Consider the following 21,047-nt stretch of genomic DNA (forward strand, 5'->3'; position numbering starts at 1 on the left):
GGATGATTGTTTTTTTCTAAGCGTCGAATAGAGCGGAAAGTCCAGCTAAGCTCTCGTTTATGGATGACTTTTCCGTGATTTCTTGTTGTAAGAAGGATTGGATTTGCGGATATTTTTTGATCGCTTCATCTAATACCGGATCAGAGCCGGCAGAGTAGGCGCCGACATTAATCAAATCGCGACTTCGTTCGTATCTGGAATATAATTGTTTGAGCTTACGAGATAGTCGCTGATGCTCAGGTGATGTAATGCCGTGCATTGCTCGACTGATGGATTGCTCAATATCAATTGCAGGGTAGTGGCCACTTTCTGCTAATGTCCGATTTAAAACGATGTGCCCGTCCAAGATTGCGCGTGCTGCGTCGGCAATAGGATCTTGTTGATCATCGCCCTCCGTTAAGACGGTATAGAAGGCGGTAATTGATCCACCGCCTAATTTGCCATTCCCAGCGCGTTCTACCAATATCGGTAACTTAGCGAATACAGATGGGGGGTAACCTTTGGTTGCGGGTGGTTCACCGATCGCTAGTGCGATTTCACGTTGTGCCATGGCGTAGCGAGTTAGTGAATCCATAATCAACAAAACATTTTTGTCTTGATCTCGAAAATACTCTGCGATCGTGGTCGCGTAGGCAGCACCTTGCATCCGCATCAAAGGCGGTGCATCTGCGGGAGCAGCGACAACAACCGAGCGAGCCAATCCTTCTTCACCTAGAATTTCTTCAATAAATTCTTTTACCTCGCGTCCCCGTTCACCGATTAGTCCTACCACAATTACATCGGCAGTCGTATAGCGTGCCATCATCCCTAGCAATACGCTTTTACCAACACCGGAACCCGCAAATAGACCTAGACGTTGTCCGCGTCCAACGGTCAGCATGCTATTGATCGCTCGCACACCAACGTCGAGCTTTTCCTTGATTGGCGCACGTGATAGCGGGTTATAAATCCGTGCACCTAAAGGCGCGGTGGCACGACTGGTAAGTGGGCCTAATGAGTCTAATGGTCGTCCATTGGCATCCAGAACACGGCCAAGTAGCTCTTCACCAACAGGCAAATGTTTGGTTCGGTCTGCATTGCGTCTATGTTGCGTACTTTCGCCTGAGGCAAATGGCGGTGTGACGGGGAATACTGGCGCGCCTGGAATCACGCCATCTAAGTCGCTTTGTGGCATCAAAAAAAGCCGATCGCCATCGAAGCCAACTACCTCTGCCTCAATTTTTACGCCATTTTGCAAATGAATCAGGCAGGCACTGCCAACTGGTAATTTGATCCCGACTGCTTCCATCACTAGCCCTGTCACTTTGACGATACGACCCGACATATTTTCACTGTGGGCCGTTGCTAGGCTTTTTTTGCTTATCGCAAATTGGTCTTTCCAAGCCTGCGATGAAAATAGTTCACTCATGGTGCGACTGCTTGGATATTGTTACCGTTTTCGAGAGCATCTATCAGTCGAGCCCAGCGTGTCTCATAACTTGCATCAATTAGATTTTGGGCTGTTTCAATGCGGCAGCCACCTCGGCTTAGATGTTGATCGGGAATGAGTCGCCATCCATCTTTTTCGAGTTCATTTCCCATGAATTCCTTCAAAAGAAAGAGGTCGTCGGGGTGTAAATAAATCTGCGCAGGTTGATGAATCGCTGGAAGCATGTCTATCGATTCTTTGACGATTTCCACGATCGGGTCGGATTCGTAGGCAAACTTGTGTTTCGTCATCGCACTCGCGAGGCTGATAGCTAATGAGACAAAGTCATGCCCGATCTCGTTATGTGCTTTAGATAATTGCGCTTTAAAGCTAACTTTAAGCTCGTTTAAGTTGGCTAATACCTGAGTTGCTTGTTCTCTCAACTCTTGTTCACCGGCAGTTCGACCTTCTTGATAGCCAAGCGCATAAGCTTCTTTATAGGCTTCAGCGTAAGCTTCATTTTTTGCTTGTTCACGAATGGCGAGCAGTTCAGCTTGAGAAATTTTCTCAACCGCAGCTGCTTTTTCTATTTGTGATGGACGAAGATCGCCAAAGGAGGTCATTTCCCAACGTTGGAATGCAGTGAGTTTTTCTTTAGGGATTACGCTAGACATAAGCGTCTTCGCCTTTCGCACCTAACATGATTTGGCCTTCGTCGGCTAAGCGGCGAACGATGAGCAAAATTTGTTTTTGCTGTGCTTCGACTTCGGACAAACGGACAGGGCCTTTGGACTCCAAATCTTCGCGCATCATTTCGGCCGCACGTTGCGACATGTTTTTGAAAATCTTCTCACGCATGTCTGCGTTTGCGCCTTTTAAGGCAATGATTAAGGAGTCTGATTGAACTTCACGCAACAGCAATTGAATGCCGCGATCATCGATATCGAGAATATTGTCGAAGACGAACATTTCGTCCATGATTTTCTCTGCCATATCGCCATCGTATTTGCGTAGATTTTCCATGATCGATGACTCATTTTCACCGCTCATGAAGTTGAGAATTTCCGCCGCAGCGCGAACACCACCGATAGATTTTTTCTTCAAGCTTTCATTACCAGTTAACAGCTTAGTCAATACATCGTTCAATTCGCGCAATGCAGTTGGTTGAATGCCATCTAAGGTAGCGATGCGAAGTACTGCATCATTGCGTAATCGCTCACTAAAGTGATTAAGAATTTCACTAGCTTGATCGCTCTCTAAGTGCACCAAGATGGTGGCAATAATTTGCGGATGTTCGTTCTTAATGAGCTCGGCGACAGAGGCAGAGTCCATCCACTTTAAGCTTTCGATCCCGCTAGCATCTTTACCACCCAAGATACGATTTAGCAAGGAAGATGCCTTGTCGTCGCCAAGTGCTTTGGTTAACACATTGCGAATGTATTCGTCAGAATCAAGTCCGACCGTTGAACTTAAGTCAGCTTCTGACTTAAATTCTTCTAAGACTTTCGCAATCGTCTCATGCGGAATCGCACCAATTGCCGCCATCGCAGCACCGATTTTTTGAACTTCTCTTGGACCGAGATGTTTCATCACCTCGGCAGCCGCATCTTCACCAAGTGCGAGCATTAAGGTTGCTGCTTTTTGTACGCCGTCTTCACTCATTGCTGACCCATGATCTAATTACGTTGGCTACGATTTTTGGATCGCTTGAAGCTAGTTGCTTTGCCATTTCCATATTTGCTTCGTAGCTTGAATTGTATTGTTTGCTCTTTTCTTCCGCCTCGCCATTGATGCTGACGATCGCAGCTTCTTCCTCTTCTGCTTGGCGCGCTTTTTCTTCCTCTTCTTCTTGTCGTTGACGCTCTTTCTCTTTTTTCAGGGATTCTGGGTCTTTGCCAGTTAATTTATTGAGCGTTGGTTTCAAGTAACTGAAGAACAGGTATAACAACAATAAACCACCTATCAGATATTTTCCAATTTCTTTTGCAGTTTGCAATACATCTGGTTGCTTCCACAGCGGAATATCTTCGGCCGTGACTTTTTCAGGAGTTGCAAATGGGCTGTTTACCACGTTCAGTGTGTCACCGCGCTCTTTATTGAAGCCCATCGCTTCACGCGCCAAATCGATGATTTGATTTTTTTCAACTTCGGTCAAAGCACGCGTAATGGTTTTGCCAGATTTGTCGGTTTCTGTTTTGTAGTTTACGACAACGGCAACGGATAGGCGTTTCAGACCTCCCATCGCTTGTTGGGTGTAGCGTATGGTTTTATCTACTTCATAGTTAAATGTTGCGTCTTTTTGCGTCAAACCATTATTGGCCGCATTTGCTTGTGCATCATTTGCGTTTGCCGCTGCGGTGATCGGTGCCGTTGCTGGTACCGGAGGCTGATTGGTCAGAGCGCCTGGAATGCCAGAAGCGTTTGCTTGTTTTCCATAAGTTTCACTGGTTTGCTGGCTGCGAATAGTGCTTGCTTCTGGAGGTGAGTTCGGGCGATAGCTTTCGGCAGCTTGTTCGCTACGTGAGAAATCGATATCTGCCGTCGCTTCGGCACGAACATTCTGAGCTCCGACAATCGGGGAAATGATCGATTCAACTTTCTTGACGACGCTTTGTTGAAACTCCTGTACGTATTTCAGTTGAGATGGATCTAAATTATTGGTTGCTGTTTGCTTACTTGGATCGGAGAGTAAATTTCCATTTTGATCAATAATCGTGACATTCTTCGCAGGTAACTCAGGAATGCTGCTCGCTACCAAATGAATAATTGCACTCACTTGTTGTTGATCTAAGACTCGGCTTGGATAGAGATTTAATAGCACCGAGGCGGTTGGTTTTTGCTGTTCCCGTACAAATACCGATGCTTTAGGAATCGCCAAATGAACCCGCGCAGTTTGTACTGCGGATACGGCTTGAATGGAGCGAGCCAATTCACCTTCTAATGCACGTTGAAAATTTACTTGTTCTAAAAATTGTGAAATGCCGAGCTTTTGATTTTCCATCAACTCAAAACCGACATTGCCACCTTTAGGAAGACCTTGTGATGCGAGTTTAAGTCGTGCATCGTGTACCTGGTTGGCTGGAACCAAAATTGCGCTGCCGCCCTCGGAATATTTGTAGGGAATATTCAGCTGCTGCAGCGATGCGACAATCGCGCCGCCATCTCGGTCATTGAAGTTAGAGAACAATACACGATAGTCTGGTGCTTGGCTCCATAGCCAGACACCAACCATGATGGCAATCGTAATGGCCGCACCGACAGACAGAATGATCGTTCTTACCGCTGGCGTCTGAGGAATGCCAAACACCACTGGAACTGGTGGCGCATCTAAAGTCGCTTCATTTGCGGTTGCCATTAGTGCCCCCGTCAGTGTGTTGAGTTAATTCAAGTTCACGCATCTTATTTCCCTGTGAAGGTTTTTTCCTTGCTAGCAATTGTGCTACAGGTAAATAAAATCAAAGGCTAGAAAAACGCGGATTTCACCTCTCTAATCGTCTCTAAGCATTTTTGAACAACTGATAATCTAGCGCAAAGTGATGAGATGGAGGTATAACGTGAGTATAGGTGGAATTGATAAAAGTCGAATCGATGCGATGGTGGCACAGCTGCGCGCGGCGGCGGCAAAAATGGAAAATGTCACGCCCAATCCGATTGCCGGTAACGCCAGTCCTGCACCGAAATTGGATTTTGCCGATGCATTAAAATCGTCTTTAGAGCAGGTGAGTGCAGCGCAAAGTGCGTCACAAGCGCTCGGAAAACGATTTGCAATGGGCGATGATAGTGTCAATATGTCCGATATGATGATCTCGATGCAAAAGGCGAGCATCTCGTTTCAAGCAACTGTTCAAGTAAGGAACAAGTTGATTTCAGCCTATCAAGATATTATGAATATGCAAATTTGAGGTGTTTGTCGTATTTTTGCCATCACATGCCAGTCATCTTGGCATTTCGCTCGCGCTCTAGCTTCATGATGTATCTCTGAACCGAAGTTAAGGTGCGACTCGAAAGATTCACAAAGGCACAACCAATTCGACGCGTGGTTTTGCCATTCAGCAGTGTCAACTCTTGAGAATTTCGGATTTGTAGTGTTAAGTCGATCAACCCGATATTCGGTATATCTATTTGACAAAATTCATAGCAAGTACCGATAGTGATATCGATTAAATTGCGGTCATCTAGGATCGCGATACCACCACAACTAATGTCTACCAAAGAAAATTTCTGGTTTTGTTTGCCAGACTCCGTTTCGATAGGAATCACACATTTAATCGGCATCGATACCGGCGTGTTAATGCGATAATTTTCTCGGCGTTGTAATCGGATCACCGAGGTTGGCACTGGCATCTGTAGCGCAGGTCGGCCTTCAAATTGTGTGCGCTGCAATTTAGACGATGAGAACTGAATGCTGATGCGATCTAGCAGGCCATCAAAGAATACGCTCGATGCTTCAACAATTCTTTGGTTCGCTTCGTTTCCCGGGGCACTATCGATAATCACGGTGTTATTGGCATCGTCAATATCCAATACCGAGGTGATAAATGCCTCACTGCCATTGTTGATCATTAAACTAATCAACTGAGACTTATCTCTAAACCCTTTTAATAAAGCCAAGATTTCACGTCTGGACTCAACTTGATATGGACTTTGATTTTCTGTTCCTAAAGACGGGAGCGCTAATGACATATTGCTTTATTCTGTAGTAATTGGACGAGAGGTCGGCGAGATTTGTTGTTTTGTAGTTATCTCGGATTCAATATGGTAAAGCCAAGCGAGTAGTTCTGCAACAACTGTGTAAAGAGCAGGGGGAATGTTGTCGTCTAAATCCACTTTCATCAATAATTTGACTAGTTCTGTTGATTGATGAATGAAAATTCCGTGTTCATTGGCTCTAGCGATAATCTCTTCCGCAAGCAATCCTTTTCCTTTGGCGACGACTCGTGGAGCACCATTTTCTGGATTGTAACTGAGCGCAACCGCGCTTTGATTACGATTGTCAGCGTGGTTATCGGCGGAAGAAATGGGCTTTGAATTAGTCTCGTTCTTCATGTTTAACCGAGAATGATTGGATGTGCGCGCCACTTGTTTCTATCGAGCGTTCTAGGGAAGGGTAGGCTGCTTTTAAAAACTCGCTTGAATCTTGATGCTCGGCCTGAATTGCGAGTTGAACTTGGTTATCACGTAGTTGTAATTGAATATCGACTAAGCCAAGTTGAGGCAGATGAATGCGCAAATGGCTGAGCCAACTTTGGATTGTCTCTGAATTGTTTTCCGAAGATGTCTCTTGCTGAGGCTGTTCGTTCACTTCCCATTCTAAAGGCATATTTGGCGCTAATAGCCCCGACCAGGTTAATCTCTGCTGTTCAAGAATATCTAGCTGTTGATGAATGATTTGGGCTAAAGCGCTGTGATGGCTTTCTTCTTTATTGACGAGCACGGACTGTTCTAATTCAACAGCGATCTTTGCTTGTGGTTCTAATTCAATTTCAGTGCGGCTTTTTTGCCCTAGCAACCATTGCGTAACATGCGACTCGTAAAATAATCCACTACTACTTATACTCTGATGCAAATGGCTTTCAATATGTTTTGCGATTTGTTTTTCGGGGATGAAGTTTTTATCAGTCTCTAACAAGGGAGCTAATACTTTGATATTTGATTTTTCTTGAGGATTCTTAGTCTCTTGCAAGAGCGCGTTAATTAATTGTCCGGTAGGACTTAAATCAGTTTGCGAACTTTGGTCTATCGGTTCGCTTGCAAGATATTGATTCGCAAAGCGTTGATTTGCGGTCAGATGTTGTGGTGCTTGAAGTTGAGAAGTTGACAGCTGTTTTGGTGATTGTAGTGTTGTCTCTTGCACAGAAAATGTGGACAGATTAGCTTCGCCGGAGATCGATTTGGATAACTGCGTACTAGATTCATCAGCGAGGGCTGACTTTATCTGTAATGCTTCAATTGAATTTGATTTTCTGGGTGGATCAAGCAAGTTCACTTGGCTTTTTCCATCAAGTAAAAAGATAGTGCGAGGCACCAGCTGAAGTAGCGTTAGTGATAGTTTTTGCCCGATCTGCGTTGTCGTTGGTAGCGCAAGGCGCATGGCAATACCATCAATTTTTGCGATATAACTGCCATCATTTAACTTCGCTAGCACCTCGGCTTGGATATGTTTTCCAACCCCAATTTGACCTAGCCTTTGAACGATTTCATTCTTAATTGCTTCAATGGCTTTTAGTGCGGTTGGTCCTTCCACGCCAGTTGTGATGACCAGATTGGGATCTAAGCGTGGAAAGATGCTCGGCATGATTAAGTGACTCTAACCCATTTGATTCGCACCATAACTTTGAGATAGTTTGCGACTCGTGCTAGAACTCTTCATTAGGTTGGCGAGATTTTTCATCCAAGGTTCAGTAATGTCGCGAATCGCGCGATCATCAGCCAAAATTTGTTTGATAATGGTAATTTTTTTTGCCTTTAAATCGCTAGGCAATTCACTAGGACCTTCAAATTGACGTAAGGTGCTTACTTGATTGCTACAATCATTTTCTAACTTCGCCAACAATTCCCAATCGTTGGCACGTGCGGCTTCAAGCATTTCAGACGTGATATGAGCAACTTTTTCATACACAGTTAACAGTTCAAAACTATTCATAGTTATGCCTCGAAAAAAGTTGCACGGCGCGGAGCGAGCGGATCAACTTGTGGTAGTGGAGCGTCTTGCTTGATCGTATTTTTTTCTGGCGCAATGGCTTCCCAAGAGGACTTTAAATCGCGCAGCAAATTTTGAACCTCAATTAAGCCTTCTGGCTGATTGTTAATATTGGCTTGGAGTAAACGGCTGCTCATATATTCATATAAGGTATCGAGACTAGTTGCGATTTCGCCACCTGCTTTTTTGTCCAAACTAGCGCGCAGACCATTTTCTATGATCGCTATTGCTTTTGAAATGGAGTGACCCTTCGCCGCAATATCTTGATTCTTCATATGCATGATTGCATTGTTGAGCGCAACAATGGCACCGTCATATAACATGACAATCAACTTATGTGGACTTGCAGAAATGACGCCGGTTTCAATGCCTACTTTAGCGTAGGCGTTTGCCCCATGTGAATTAGATGTGCCAAACATAGAAATCCTCAATTATTTGGTGTTGGTGCCAGTTAATGCAGAAAGCTGCTGTGTAAGAAAGCTACTTGTATTGTTCAAACCGCTAATGATCGTATCAAGTGCAGTAAATTGTGCGCGGTAGCGCGCCTCGGTATCAATGAGACGACTATTTAGTGTATCTCGTTGTTTTCCAATATCTTTGATCGTGCGATTGACGCCATCCGTGGAACTAGAAATGCTGCCACCACTTCCAACAATTGAAGTGAACAGATTGCTCAGTTGGCTAGCATAACCTTTGGAAAAGTGGATGGTGCCGCGATCGCCGGTGGTACCACCGGTGACTAGGACTCTTAGCCCCTCAGCCGCTGATCCATTTGATCCAGTTAAAAATTGTCCAGAACCAACCGCGGCAACACCATTTAGTGAACCTGTGACGTTGGTCCCGACTGTGCCGCTGGAAATTGTCCCTGTCAGTGCAGAGACACTGGTTCCGGTACCGTTATTAAGCGAGACATTGGATGTGCTTCCATAGCTATTAGAAGTGAGTTTTAAAAATCCACTTCCAGTGATCGCCGCATTAACTTTGATACCTGCTGCACTGAAGGCGCTGGTACCGTTAATCGAGGTTTGTAATAAGGTAGTCAATTGGCTAGCGGTATAGTTGCCCGCGGCAAGAGAAACTGATGCTGAAGTGCCATCAATAGTGACATTGATGCTGGTGTTGGGATCTATCGTTGTACTAGCTGCATTCAGATCCAAATCACCCGTCAAACTTCCTTGCGTTGCTAGCGCGGTTACATTCAGCGCGTAATTGCCTTGTGCAGTCGCATTCGTTGAGCTGCTATAACTTACTAAGCTATCCGTCGCTTTACCGATCGTAGCAAATAGTCCGCTGATGTCTTTGAAATTGTTGTTGAGCGCAGTTTGTAGCTTAGTCGAGTCAACACTTAATGTTCCATCTTTTTGAAAGCTAATTCCAATCGAGGAGAGCGTTGTTATATTTCCACCCAAGCCATTTACTGCCGATGACAGCGCATTTCTCACTTGACTTTGCGCTCCGCGTGCAGCGGCATCACCAGTCAAAACACCGCCTTTTTTGGTCGAAGCGTCGAAACCTGTTAATGACTTAAATGTGGCTTGTAAATCATTGTACGCTTTGACAAAGCCATTGATCGAGTTCTGTACACCAGATGTGTTATTGCTCAATGCTAGTGTGGTACTACCAGTTTTTGATAGCGTGATTGCAGCGCCTTGAACTGCGTCGTTGACCGTATTTGAAGCGCTTGTAATGTCAATGCCGTTAATCGATAAAGTGGCGTTTTGCCCAGTTGTTGTTTCTTTTAAATTTTGTGTTCCTTCTGGGTCATAACTGAGAAGCGACTGCAATGTGGCGTCACCACTCACATCAATTTTTAGACTCGAGGTAGCACCTGTCTTATTGGAGCTGAGAACCAAGTGGTATGGAGTAGCAGAGCCATCACCAACAATGGAAGCTGTGACGCCTTTTCCTGCAGCATTAATCGCATCACGAATACCTTGTAATGAGTTATTGGTACTGTCAATCGTGACGGTACCAATTGCTTGATTCGCATCTTGAGTAAAATCTGCGCCACTATAAATACCATTTGTTAAGGTTCCACCGCTAATAGTTCCAAACTGAAAAGTAATTGTGGTGGTTGCCCCAGTTCCAATGGTGTCTGTGGTACTTACTTGTCCAGCACTGGAGATTGTTTGTGCTTTCGCTAATTGTGTAACATTAATGTTGTAGTTGCCAGCGGTAGCAACGCTGGTTGTTGTTGCATTTAATATGCTTGCATCACCGACGTTAGCACTTAGGTTCTGAAACGTTGATGTGCTGCTGAGTCCAACGAAGGCACTTTGAAATGTGCTTAGCGCACCATTTAATGAGCCATACGCAGTGAGTTTTGCGAGATAGCTAGCTTCTTTTTTTGCGAGGGAAGTTAACGGTTGGCTCTCTACCTGCATCAGCTTGCTGATCAGGCTGTTGACATCTAAATTAGAGCCTACCCCAGTTGATTGAATGGCCACAACGTTCCCCTTTTGTAAGTATCGTTACTGTACAAGTTTAACGGCAAAAGCAATTCAGACTTTAGAGGGGCATTTCCCTTTCTATTTTCATCTTGCAATAATTTTGACTTGTGAATTGCATAAAACAGAAAGTCGTCATATTAGTGCGCATCTAATAGAGTCACGTGCGTATAAAGACTAAGCCTCTTGCTTGATTAGTAGGCCTTGTAATTTGTCCAGTGATTTAGCGATTTCTAGCGCCTCAACGGACGGTATTTGGCGTAACACTTCTTTTGTTTGTTGATCAATGACTTTCACAACTACTTCCTCAGCGTCAGAATCGACACTAAATTCTAAGTTTTGTGATGAGCTTTGAACCATTTTATTGATTTCACTGACAGCTTTGTTTACTTCGCTTAAGGATGGGGATTTCGCCGCTTGAGTAACAGCAGTAGTCGTTTGCGCATTGGTCGCATTTTGAATATTCGCGACAGCGGGTGAGGAAGGAGGGAGTTTTTCTGCGATCAGTGATCCAGACGGCGAACTTCTGCCTATCGATTGAATGTCCATGATCTTTCCTTTAAGTAAAATTCCCCTGACCAAAAAATTTGGGCAGGGGACAATCTACATCAGAGAATAATGTGATGAACTACATTATTGTTTAACCTCTTAACAGAGCCAACACGCCTTGTGGTAACGCGTTTGCCTGTGCCAAGATCGCTGTACCTGCTTGTTGCAATACCTGACCACGTGTCAATGTTGCAGTTTCTTGCGCGAAGTCTGCGTCACGGATACGGCTACGTGATGCTGACAAGTTTTCAGAGTTCGTTTGCAAGCTAGCAACTGCGGATGAGAAGCGGTTTTGATACGCACCTAAAGACGCACGAGAGGTATTGATCGACTGCAGTGCGGCGTCAATGGTGGTTAAAGCCGCTGTCGCCCCTGCCGCTGTACCTAAATTCAGAGAGGATACGCCAGCGCCAACTGTAGTTGTTGCGGATGTGAAACCACCTGTCAAGTTCGCAGCTGTTAAACCTGTACCAGTACCGTTTGCTAATGTGATACCAGCGGAACTAGAAGAACTCAAGCTCAAGGTTGACGTCGAGATGTCTGTTGCGCCAGTTGCGGACACAGTGATACCTGTATTTGCCGCCGCAGCTGCAGCATTGGTGCTCGCTGTAACTGTAATATTGCGTCCGTCAGCCGCAGCCAAAGCCACAGCACCAGTTGTTGTATTGAATGTTGCTGTAACGCCAGTTTGAGTCGAAATTGCATTAACCGCTGCGGCAACTTGTGCGCCACGTTGTGCGCCAGATGTTGAAGCTGAGAGTGCGCCGAGATTTACGCCGTTAATGGTAATGTCGCCGGATGCAATCGCTGTAGCAGAGGTAGAAGCTGTACCAGCAACTGTGGTTGCACCAACTGTTGCAGTTACGCCAGTGCTTCCACTGATTGCGTTGATCGCAGCTGCTTTTGCGATACCACTGCCTGTTGCATTCGAGAATGAAACACCGTCAGAAGCTGAAGCACCAACTTGGAAGCCGTTGATTGACAAGTCGCCAGCAGCCAATGCAGTCGTTGTAACCGCGCCTGCACCGGCAACAGTTGTAGAGTAGCTAGAAGATGCACCAACACCCAATGCTGAAGATTTAGCGCTAGCGATCGAAGTAATGCTAATTTGATCGTTAGCAGTACCGTTTGCGCCAACTTGGAAAGTTTGAGCAGCAAAAGAGCCATCCAACAAATTAACACCGTTGAAGTTTGTGTTGCTTGCAACACGGTTGATTTCAGAAATCAACTGAGAAGCTTCGTTGTTCAAAGCAGCGCGGTCTGTTACGCTGTTTGATGCATTCGCAGATTGAACTGCCAAGTCACGAATACGTTGCAAGTTAGCACCGATTTGGCTTAATGCGCCCTCAGCTGTTTGTGCTAAAGAGATACCGTCATTAGCGTTACGTGCAGCTTGATTCAAGCCGCCGATTTGTGAAGTCATACGTTCAGAAATCGCCAAACCTGCAGCATCGTCTTTCGCGCTATTAATACGCAAGCCAGAAGACAAACGTTGCAAGGATGTGTTCAACGAACTTTGGGATGTCGATAAATTACGTTGTGCATTTAAAGACGCGATGTTGGTATTGATATATGAAGCCATGATGGTTCTCCTAACTTGGTTAATTCAACTCGACGTTTAGCTTGAACTTCGGTCTGTCTTATTGACCATTGCACCGTCGTTGAATCAGGTAACGGGCGGCATTTTAAAAAATTGAGGAAATTGCTCAAAATAAATATTATTTTTTGTGCTTAAGTTTTTTGGCTTTTTCCGCTAGACGGCAGCTTTTTAAAATACTTAAGGGCTAATTTGAAGAAGATTTACACTTCTTTTTAGGCAATTTGTTGTGAGAGCTAGTTTGTAAAATACTAAAAATTGCCAATTTTTCTGCTTCGTATTAAATTTTTTGTCATGATTTGTTGTTCATTAACGGTCATGAATTGTAGAACTTGGCATTAGCTGGTAAAACAGAACTGTCTTTACACGAAAGAGAATGCGATGAGTAAATCGGGGTTCGATATAAAAGCAACAATGCGTGAAGCGCAGGCATTAGTTAAGGCGGGAAAACTTGCCGAGGCAATTGCCTCCGCTTCAAGAGTAATTCAACGCTTTCCCTTACATGAAGAAGCGCATATATTATTAGCAAAAATTTATTTTCATCTAGATCAAGATGAAAATGCGATCGAACATTTGCAGAGAGCATTTTCGATTTCGCATAAAACAGTAATTGATTCAAAAGCCTATTACACCATTCTAAATCGCTTTGTATCACGTAAGTCGTACGCTTTATTGGAGCAAGCCAGTCGCTGGTTGGTTAATTTGCGCCCCAAGGACGGTATCGCTTGGGACTATTTATCGATCGCTTGTCTTGAGCAACAAAAGTATGAAGCCGCGCACGAGGCCGCATTGCGTGCATCAGAAATTTTGCCGAACAACCCGCATGTGCTCAACAATTTGGCTTGTGCATTGACTTCATTAGAGCGTTGCTCAGAATCATTAGAGGTATTAAAACGCACGGTAGAACTTGCGCCGGAGATGGCGACTGCTTATAACAATTTAGGCAATGCACATCGCTTCCTGGGAAATTATGAAGAGGCGATTGAGAGCTTTTCGAGAGCGATTCAGTTAGCACCTGAGATGGCGTATCTCTATAATAATTTAGGTTTAACTTATCGATCTCTTGATCGCTGCCAATCAGCAATCGAGGTCTATCATCAAGCACTACGAATTCAACCTGATTTATACCAAGTGTATCCAAATCTGATTGAAGCTTATCGTCATGGTGGTCAGATTCAGCAAGCGATTGATTGTAGTCGTAGCGCACTTCAGCTGACCGATCAAATTCCTGAAATTTGGGCAGCTTACGGTGATGCCCTGAGGGATGGTGGATATTTGGATGCAGCGATTGAGGCTTATATTCAAGCTGTCTCTTTCAGAAAAGACGATCATTCTAGTTTTAATCGAAAAGTTTACACAAATATCTTGTTCTGCTTGAATTACCATCCAGACTTGTCTGCAGAGGTGATTTTTAATGCTTATCGAGAATTTGATCAGCGATTCGCGGTGCAACTTCGGGATCGGTGGTTGCCGTTTGATAATGAAAAAGTGCCTGGACGACGCTTAAGAGTAGGTTATGTATGCCAATCCTTTTATAACCAGGTTTGTAAGTACTTCTTGATTCCATTACTAGAAAAACATGATCGGACGCAAGTCGAGATTTTTGCTTACGCACAAATCCCATTTGAAGACGAGGTGACAGAGCATTATAAGAAGATCGTCGATCACTGGATTCCTATTCGCGGAATGACAGATGATCAGGCAGTTGCGCAAATTCGTGCCGATAAAATTGATATTTTGATCGACGTTTCTGGACATACGAATTCGAATCGATTGATGATTTTTGCACAGAAACCGGCGCCAGTATCTTTACATTGGCTCGAATATGGTTATACGACAGGTTTAAGTACAGTGGATTATTTCATGACAGATAGTCCAAGCGTAACAGGTGATTGTGATCATTTGTTCTCAGAGAAGATTTGGCGATTAGACGGACCAGCTTATGTTTATCGACCCGACACACGATTGGCGATATTGAACGAATCGCCAGCGAGTCAGACAGGTATCGTAACTTTTGGTAGCCTGTCACGCACCACAAGGATTAATCATCGAGTAGTAAGAATTTGGGCTGCGATTCTCGACGCGATGCCAAATTCTCGACTGGTAATTAATAGCGGTGACTTTAAAGACCCTTTAGTTCAAGAAGAGATGGCAGGGCGATTTATGCGATACGGAATTGAACGCTCGCGCTTGGATATCGGATTTAGTTCCCCATCGTGGGAAGTCTTGAAGCGTATCGATATTGGTTTGGACTGCTTTCCGCATAACTCTGGAACCACTTTGCTGGAGACTTTGTATATGGGCATTCCTTTTGTAACATTGCAAGATAGACCTCCCGTGGGGCGCATTGGATCCAGTGTATTAATGGGAATGGGGCGTCCGGAATGGATAGCGACAAGCGAAGAAGAATATGCGCAAAAGGCGATTATTCTTGCCCACGATATCGACGGATTAGTGCATATGCGCAAAACGATGCGACAAGAAATGGAAGCATCGATGTTAATGAACGAAGATGCTTTTGCGAGATCCGTTGAAAAAGCATACCGTCAGATGTGGCAAATCTATTGTGAGAAGGGTTCAGCATGAAAGCAGTGATCTTGGCAGGTGGATTAGGCACGCGGATTTCTGAAGAGACGCATCTAAAGCCAAAACCAATGATTGATATTGGCGGGCATCCTATTCTTTGGCACATTATGAAAACCTACTCTGCTCATGGGGTGAATGATTTTGTGATTTGTTGTGGTTATAAGGGCTATCTAATTAAAGAGTATTTTGCGAATTATTTTTTGCATATGTCGGACGTTACTTTTGACATGAAAACTAATCAGGTCGAAGTACATGAACATCATGCAGAGCCTTGGCGCGTGACGTTGGTTGATACTGGTGAAGACACGATGACGGGCGGTCGATTAAAACGTGTTGCGCAGTATCTAAAAGACGAAGAGGCATTCTGTTTCACGTATGGCGATGGTTTGTCTGACGTCAACATTACAGAACAATTGGCTTTTCATCGGCAACATGGAAAATTGGCGACAGTGACTGCAGTATTGCCACCTGGTCGTTTTGGTGCGCTCGAGCGCGATGGCGATTTTGTTAAAGGCTTTGTCGAAAAGCCGCGCGGCGATGGCGGTTGGATTAACGGTGGTTTTTTCGTGTTATCGCCCAAGGTAATCGATTTGATTGCGGCAGATTCGACGAGTTGGGAATCTGAACCATTGACCAGTTTGGCGCAAAGTCAGGAATTAATGGCATTTGAACACTCAGGTTTTTGGCAGCCGATGGATACCTTGCGTGAAAAAAATATGTTGGAAGATCTATGGCAAAGCGGGAGAGCACCGTGGAAATGTTGGTGAGCTCTATTGGCGCGAATCCCGATCCAGCTTTCTGGCGCGGACGACGTGTGGCATTAACTGGGCATACCGGTTTTAAAGGAAGCTGGATGGCCTTGTTGCTCACGCGATTAGGTGCTCAAGTCTATGGTTATGCATTGGCTCCTAGCACGCAGCCAAATTTATTTACGAGTGCGCAAGTTGAAACGCATATCGATAGTCAAATCGGTGATATTCGCAATGCAGACACTTTAGGTGCGTGGTTAGCGAGGGCAAATCCAGAAATTGTTTTTCACTTCGCAGCACAAGCTTTAGTTAAGCAGAGTTATCTCGATCCTTTTGCCACCATGACCAGCAATTTTGTCGGTACTTTGAATTTGTTGGAGGCCGCTCGAACACAAGCCTCAATTCGCGCTATGGTAATCGTGACCACGGATAAAGTTTATAAAAATAATGAGAGTGGACAGGCATACCAAGAGCATGATGCTCTAGGCGGGCATGATCCATACAGCGCCAGTAAAGCAGCTTGTGAAATTTTAGTAAGTAGTTATAAACAGTGTTTTCTGCAGCATATCGGTGTCGCGACAGCAAGAGCTGGTAATGTTATCGGTGGTGGCGACTGGGCTGCTGATCGACTAATACCCGATGCGGTACGCGCTTGGTCGCAGCAGCAGGAATTAGATATCCGCCGTCCCGATGCGATTCGACCGTGGCAACATGTGTTAGAACCATTATGTGCGTATTTGATATTGGCACAAAATTTGGCGCGAAACTGTAGCGCTGGACCTGAATTGAGTAATGCCTACAACTTTGGTCCAGACATTATCGATGCGGTAACTGTACGTGAGGTTATAGAACAAGCGCAGCGAAGCTTTGGTTCAGGGACAGTCAAATTTGCAGAACAGATCGCAGGTCCACATGAGGCTGGGTTATTACACTTAGATAATGGTTTAGCGAAAAAGCAGTTAGGGGTTTATCCACGTTGGAATTTGAAAGAAGCTGTTCAACGTAGCATGGATTGGTACAAATCCTATTTGCACGGAGCTAGTGCAGCTAAATTATGTGCAGCTGATATGGATGCCTATTTGTTTGGCGAAAGTTGAGAAGAAACGCGCTGCAAGTTAAAGTGAACACGGATTTAAGGGCCTAATGTGAGCGGACAAAATGGGTTAGTTGCTAAGCCGACTGCGATTTCTGGGCTTTACGTTATTGAGCGCATCAAACGTGGCGATCAGCGTGGTTTTTTTGAGCGGATTTTCTGTGCAGATACGATGCAATCACTTGGATGGGAGGGGCAAATTGCTCAGATCAACCATAGCTTTACAGCGCAGCAAGGAACAGTGCGAGGTTTGCATTATCAGTTGACACCTTATGCGGAGAGCAAACTTGTGTCATGTTTCGCAGGTGCAGTTTGGGATGTGGTGGTTGATGTCCGACATGGATCGTCCAGCTTTCTTCAGCATGTCGCGATAGAGCTTTCTGCTCAAAATCAAACAAGCTTGTTAATTCCACCAGGCTGTGCACATGGTTTTCAAACTTTAACTGACAAGGTCGATATGTTTTACTGCCATAGTGCGAAATATGCCCCGGATTATGAAGCCGGATTGAACGCCTTTGATACTCGACTCGGCTTGACCTGGCCTTTGTCCGTGACGCAAAGGTCGGAGCGCGACAATGCGTTCGCTTTTCTGACAGAGAATTTTGAAGGAGTCAAACTGTGAAATGCCGTCATTGCTCGAGCCAGCTTGATTTCGTCTGTCTTGATCTAGCTACTGCGCCGCCATCAAATTCGTATTTAAGCAAAGCACAGTTGTCGCTTCCTGAGTCTTATTTTCCATTGAAATTGCTGTTGTGCCGATCCTGTTATTTGGTACAAACCGAGGATTTTTCTCAGCGTGAGTCTTTGTTCACCGAAGACTATGCTTATTTCAGTTCTTATTCGAGTTCTTGGTTAGCCCATGCAAAGCATTATGTGCAAACGATGCAGCAACGCTTTAGTTTGAATTCGAAAAGCAAAGTGGTGGAAGTCGCTGCCAATGATGGTTATCTTCTGCAATATGTACAAGCCCTAGGTATTCCTTGTTACGGTATTGAGCCGACGCGCAGTACCGCGGCGGCTGCTAAGCAACGAGGGATAGAAATCATTGAAGAATTTTTCGGAGAGTCGCTTGCTGCTCAATTAAGTTTAGAGGGCAAACAGGCGGATTTGATTGCGGCCAATAATGTGCTGGCGCATGTACCTGACATTAATGACTTTGTTCGTGGGTTTGCGACATTGCTGAAGTCTACTGGTGTAGCAACCTTTGAGTTTCCTCATCTGCTAAATATGGTCAATCTCAATCAATTTGATACGGCATACCATGAGCATTATTCTTATTTATCGTTAACAGCGGTCAAAAAAATATTTGAAGCAAATGGTTTGTATATATTTGATGTCGAATTCTTGCCTACTCACGGTGGTAGTCTACGCGTTTTTGCTCAAGCGGGTTCACATCATTTAGTCTCAGATCGTGTTAAGGAATGTCTACAGCAAGAAGAAGCTGCTGGAATGTTAGGTGATACATTTTATTTACGATTGCAGAATAATGCCGATCGCGCTAAATATGCTTTGCTGGAGCAGTTAATTCAATTTAAACGTGATGGATTACTGGTTGCGGCCTATGGGGCTGCCGCAAAGGGCAACACATTGTTAAATTTTGCGGGAATACGCAGTGATTTAATTGAATACGTAGTCGATAAAAACCCACAAAAACAAGGAAAGTATTTACCCGGTAGTCGGATACCGATTGTAGATATCGATTATTTACGGCAGCATCGTCCCGATCGAGTCATTATTTTTCCGTGGAATTTAGAGCAAGAAATCACGCAAGAATTATCATTTGTAAGAGAGTGGGGCGCACAATTTGTCATCGCGATTCCGCAATTGCGAATTTTTTGATTGTGATTAAGGAGTATCACTTTGATTGAGATTCATCCGCAAGCAAAAATTTCAAAATTCGCCGATATCGAAGATTCCATACGCGGTACGCGCATTGTGATTGGAGCGTATTCGAGTATCGACAGCTTTGTCAAAGTGAAACCCGCTGGTGGTACAGGCAATGTAGTCATCGGTGAAAGAACGGTGATTAACTCGGGTTGTGTCCTCTACACCGGAAATGGAATAAGCATCGGAAACGACGTTGCTATCGCAGCAAACTGTACTTTTGCGCCAGTCAATCATGCGTATAAAGATAAATCTCGCAAAATCAACCAGCAAGGATTTTTACCTAGCCGCGGTGGCATCGTGATTGAGGATGATGTGTGGATTGGCGCAAACGTCATCATTTTGGATGGTGCAATTTTGCGTACTGGCTGCGTGATTGGCGCTGGCTCGTTAGTGCGAGGAGAAATTCCTGCTTATTCGATACAAGCAGGGAATCCTCTGCGGCACTTAGGATGGCGTGAATGACGAAGGATTTACATGCAACGCTGATTGGTGCGCGTGGATTTGTTGGTAGCCACTTGCTTACACATCTGCGTAGTATTGGCTGGACTTGTGAAGTAATTGCGCGCGATGTACAACCGCAGGCTAATCGTGCTTACGGACATCTATTTTATTGCGCTGGATTAACCGCAGATTTTCGACAACGACCATTCGATACGGTTGAAGCGCACGTCAGTTATTTGGCGAAGTGGCTACAAATTGCGCAGTTTGATTCACTGACTTATTTGTCGAGTACACGTGTCTATGCGAATGCGTCTTCGACCTCTGAGACGGGGGCGCTTATAGTCAATCCTGAAATTGCGGGTGATCTGTATAACTTATCCAAATTGATGGGTGAAAGCTTGTGTTTGCAAAGTGGTCGTCCAGTGAAGATTGTGCGGCTTTCGAATGTCTATGGGGAGCAAATGCCGCCGCAGAATTTTTTGGCAGAGATTTTGAGCGCAGCGGCGCGTTTCAAATCTGTTCAGTTTGGTAGCTCACCAGAATCGGAGAAAGATTTTATCTCAGTGAAGGACGTCGTGTTGGCACTACCACAGATTGCATTGCACGATGCGACGGGTATTTTTAATTTAGCTTCCGGGCGAAATGTTTCGAATAGAATGATTGCCGATTTTTTGACAAGTGCTGGTGTAATTTGCGAGTTTCAAGCGAATGCGCCTGCAATAAAATTTCCGCGTATAGAGACAAAAAAAGTAGAATCCATAGTTGGTTTTAGAACGCATGATTTGGTGCAGGATTTGCCAAGTCTTCTTCAATATTACGGCGAGGCGATATGAATCCGATACAGCAGTTTGAGAAAGAGCGAGAAGCACGCATTGAAGCACTAGCAAGTGATGTTGAGTTTCAAAAACAATCGAGAGTTTGGCTAGAACAAAGCATGCGTCGCCAGTATGTTTATAATTTTTCTTGGTTAGGCCGTCCTATTATTCAAAATCCTATCGATATGATCGCGATGCAAGAATTGATTTGGACAGTACAACCTGATGTGATTATCGAAACTGGTATCGCGCATGGCGGCTCAATTATTTACTCAGCTTCGTTATTAGAATTAAATGCCGCTTGCGGTGGTAACCCGAATGCTTTTGTCATTGGCGTTGATATTGATATTCGAGAACATAACCGTGAAGCTATCTTGCAGCATCCGATGTCCAAGCGCATCAAGATGCTACAAGGTTCAAGCGTAGCGCCCGAGATTGTTCGTCAAGTTGAAGAGCTGGTCGCAGATAAAAAGAAAGTGTTGGTATTCTTGGATTCGAATCACACGCATGAGCATGTGTTGGCTGAGCTAAACGCTTATGCTAGATTGGTTAGCAAGGATAGCTATTGCGTGGTATTTGATACATTTGTGGAAGATGTTCCTGCAGATGTCTTTGATAATCGTCCTTGGAGTCCTGGTAATAGCCCTAAGACAGCAGTACATACTTATCTTGAATCCCACAATGAATTTGTGATCGATAAAAATATGCACCACAAGTTGCAGATCACTGTCGCCCCGGATGGTTTTTTGAAGCGCATTGCTTAAGTGGAGTAGAG

21 protein-coding genes are annotated in these 21,047 nt (G+C 44.6%); 9 read left to right on the forward strand and 12 right to left on the reverse strand.

The annotated features are described in order from the left end of the window. Positions 1–16 precede the first annotated feature (16 nt). From fliI to fliF, 4 genes are read right to left on the reverse strand one after another with little or no spacing between them, the layout of a single operon-like run. A complete protein-coding gene (fliI, locus tag IE103_RS13620) occupies positions 17–1,408 on the reverse strand; it encodes a flagellar protein export ATPase FliI (protein ID WP_189346663.1) in 1,392 nt (463 codons plus the stop codon). Beyond that, positions 1,405–2,082: a flagellar assembly protein FliH gene (locus IE103_RS13625; protein WP_189346664.1), complete on the reverse strand. Its 678-nt coding sequence runs from the start codon at positions 2,080–2,082 to the stop codon at positions 1,405–1,407. The genes fliI and IE103_RS13625 overlap by 4 nt, the downstream gene beginning before the upstream one ends. Beyond that, on the reverse strand, positions 2,075–3,070 hold the full coding sequence (fliG, locus tag IE103_RS13630) for a flagellar motor switch protein FliG (protein ID WP_189346665.1): 996 nt from the start codon (positions 3,068–3,070) through the stop codon (positions 2,075–2,077). The genes IE103_RS13625 and fliG overlap by 8 nt, the downstream gene beginning before the upstream one ends. Beyond that, entirely contained in the window at positions 3,063–4,763 is a 1,701-nt protein-coding gene (gene fliF / locus IE103_RS13635) for a flagellar basal-body MS-ring/collar protein FliF (protein ID WP_189346666.1), read from the reverse strand. Before fliF ends, fliG begins: the two co-directional genes overlap by 8 nt. Positions 4,764–4,962: 199 nt before the next feature. On the opposite strand from fliF, the gene fliE reads away from it, so the two are divergent. Then, positions 4,963–5,310 (forward strand): flagellar hook-basal body complex protein FliE, encoded by a 348-nt coding sequence (gene fliE / locus IE103_RS13640; protein ID WP_189346667.1) that lies wholly within the window; start codon positions 4,963–4,965, stop codon positions 5,308–5,310. Positions 5,311–5,332: 22 nt separating this feature from the next. Here the strand turns inward: fliE and IE103_RS13645 are convergent, their stop codons facing one another. From IE103_RS13645 to IE103_RS13680, 8 genes are all read right to left on the reverse strand, one after another. Beyond that, positions 5,333–6,091 (reverse strand): flagellar brake protein, encoded by a 759-nt coding sequence (locus IE103_RS13645; RefSeq protein WP_189346668.1) that lies wholly within the window; start codon positions 6,089–6,091, stop codon positions 5,333–5,335. A 6-nt stretch (positions 6,092–6,097) separates the two neighbouring features. Continuing rightward, positions 6,098–6,454 carry an EscU/YscU/HrcU family type III secretion system export apparatus switch protein gene (locus tag IE103_RS13650; RefSeq protein WP_189346669.1) on the reverse strand — a complete coding sequence of 119 codons (357 nt, stop codon included), beginning with the start codon at positions 6,452–6,454 and terminating at the stop codon, positions 6,098–6,100. Continuing rightward, complete coding sequence (fliK, locus tag IE103_RS13655; RefSeq protein ID WP_189346670.1) at positions 6,438–7,703, reverse strand: flagellar hook-length control protein FliK; 1,266 nt, start codon at positions 7,701–7,703, stop codon at positions 6,438–6,440. The genes IE103_RS13650 and fliK overlap by 17 nt, the downstream gene beginning before the upstream one ends. Before the next feature lie 12 nt (positions 7,704–7,715). Beyond that, positions 7,716–8,051 (reverse strand): flagellar protein FliT, encoded by a 336-nt coding sequence (locus IE103_RS13660; RefSeq protein WP_189346671.1) that lies wholly within the window; start codon positions 8,049–8,051, stop codon positions 7,716–7,718. Positions 8,052–8,053: 2 nt separating this feature from the next. Continuing rightward, positions 8,054–8,527, reverse strand: coding sequence for a flagellar export chaperone FliS (fliS, locus tag IE103_RS13665; protein WP_189346672.1), 474 nt, complete (start codon positions 8,525–8,527; stop codon positions 8,054–8,056). Positions 8,528–8,539: 12 nt separating this feature from the next. Continuing rightward, complete coding sequence (fliD, locus tag IE103_RS13670) at positions 8,540–10,555, reverse strand: flagellar filament capping protein FliD (protein WP_189346673.1); 2,016 nt, start codon at positions 10,553–10,555, stop codon at positions 8,540–8,542. A 177-nt stretch (positions 10,556–10,732) separates the two neighbouring features. Next, positions 10,733–11,104: a flagellar protein FlaG gene (locus tag IE103_RS13675; RefSeq protein ID WP_189346674.1), complete on the reverse strand. Its 372-nt coding sequence runs from the start codon at positions 11,102–11,104 to the stop codon at positions 10,733–10,735. A gap of 91 nt (positions 11,105–11,195) precedes the next feature. Further along, positions 11,196–12,686 (reverse strand): flagellin N-terminal helical domain-containing protein, encoded by a 1,491-nt coding sequence (locus IE103_RS13680; protein WP_189346675.1) that lies wholly within the window; start codon positions 12,684–12,686, stop codon positions 11,196–11,198. Between the two features lie 396 nt (positions 12,687–13,082). Here IE103_RS13680 and IE103_RS13685 point away from each other — a divergent pair, with 396 nt between their 5' ends. The 8 genes from IE103_RS13685 to IE103_RS13720 are packed head-to-tail and all read left to right on the forward strand — an operon-like array spanning position 13,083 to position 21,036. Continuing rightward, positions 13,083–15,287 (forward strand): tetratricopeptide repeat protein, encoded by a 2,205-nt coding sequence (locus IE103_RS13685; RefSeq protein ID WP_189346676.1) that lies wholly within the window; start codon positions 13,083–13,085, stop codon positions 15,285–15,287. Next, on the forward strand, positions 15,284–16,054 hold the full coding sequence (gene rfbF, locus IE103_RS13690; RefSeq protein WP_189346677.1) for a glucose-1-phosphate cytidylyltransferase: 771 nt from the start codon (positions 15,284–15,286) through the stop codon (positions 16,052–16,054). The genes IE103_RS13685 and rfbF overlap by 4 nt, the downstream gene beginning before the upstream one ends. Continuing rightward, the gene (rfbG, locus tag IE103_RS13695; protein ID WP_229827286.1) at positions 16,018–17,133 is read left to right on the forward strand and encodes a CDP-glucose 4,6-dehydratase; all 1,116 of its coding nucleotides are present in this window, start codon (positions 16,018–16,020) and stop codon (positions 17,131–17,133) included. Before rfbF ends, rfbG begins: the two co-directional genes overlap by 37 nt. Positions 17,134–17,181: 48 nt before the next feature. Beyond that, entirely contained in the window at positions 17,182–17,751 is a 570-nt protein-coding gene (locus IE103_RS13700; protein WP_189346678.1) for a dTDP-4-dehydrorhamnose 3,5-epimerase family protein, read from the forward strand. Continuing rightward, positions 17,748–18,968 (forward strand): class I SAM-dependent methyltransferase, encoded by a 1,221-nt coding sequence (locus IE103_RS13705; RefSeq protein WP_189346679.1) that lies wholly within the window; start codon positions 17,748–17,750, stop codon positions 18,966–18,968. The genes IE103_RS13700 and IE103_RS13705 overlap by 4 nt, the downstream gene beginning before the upstream one ends. A gap of 21 nt (positions 18,969–18,989) precedes the next feature. Beyond that, positions 18,990–19,478 (forward strand): acyltransferase, encoded by a 489-nt coding sequence (locus IE103_RS13710; protein ID WP_189346680.1) that lies wholly within the window; start codon positions 18,990–18,992, stop codon positions 19,476–19,478. Next, complete coding sequence (locus IE103_RS13715) at positions 19,475–20,290, forward strand: NAD-dependent epimerase/dehydratase family protein (protein ID WP_189346681.1); 816 nt, start codon at positions 19,475–19,477, stop codon at positions 20,288–20,290. Before IE103_RS13710 ends, IE103_RS13715 begins: the two co-directional genes overlap by 4 nt. Further along, on the forward strand, positions 20,287–21,036 hold the full coding sequence (locus IE103_RS13720) for a cephalosporin hydroxylase family protein (protein WP_189346682.1): 750 nt from the start codon (positions 20,287–20,289) through the stop codon (positions 21,034–21,036). Before IE103_RS13715 ends, IE103_RS13720 begins: the two co-directional genes overlap by 4 nt. Positions 21,037–21,047 lie beyond the last annotated feature (11 nt).

This window comes from Affinundibacterium macrobrachii (genome assembly GCF_014652415.1).
GTDB lineage: Bacteria > Pseudomonadota > Gammaproteobacteria > Burkholderiales > Burkholderiaceae_D > Undibacterium > Undibacterium macrobrachii.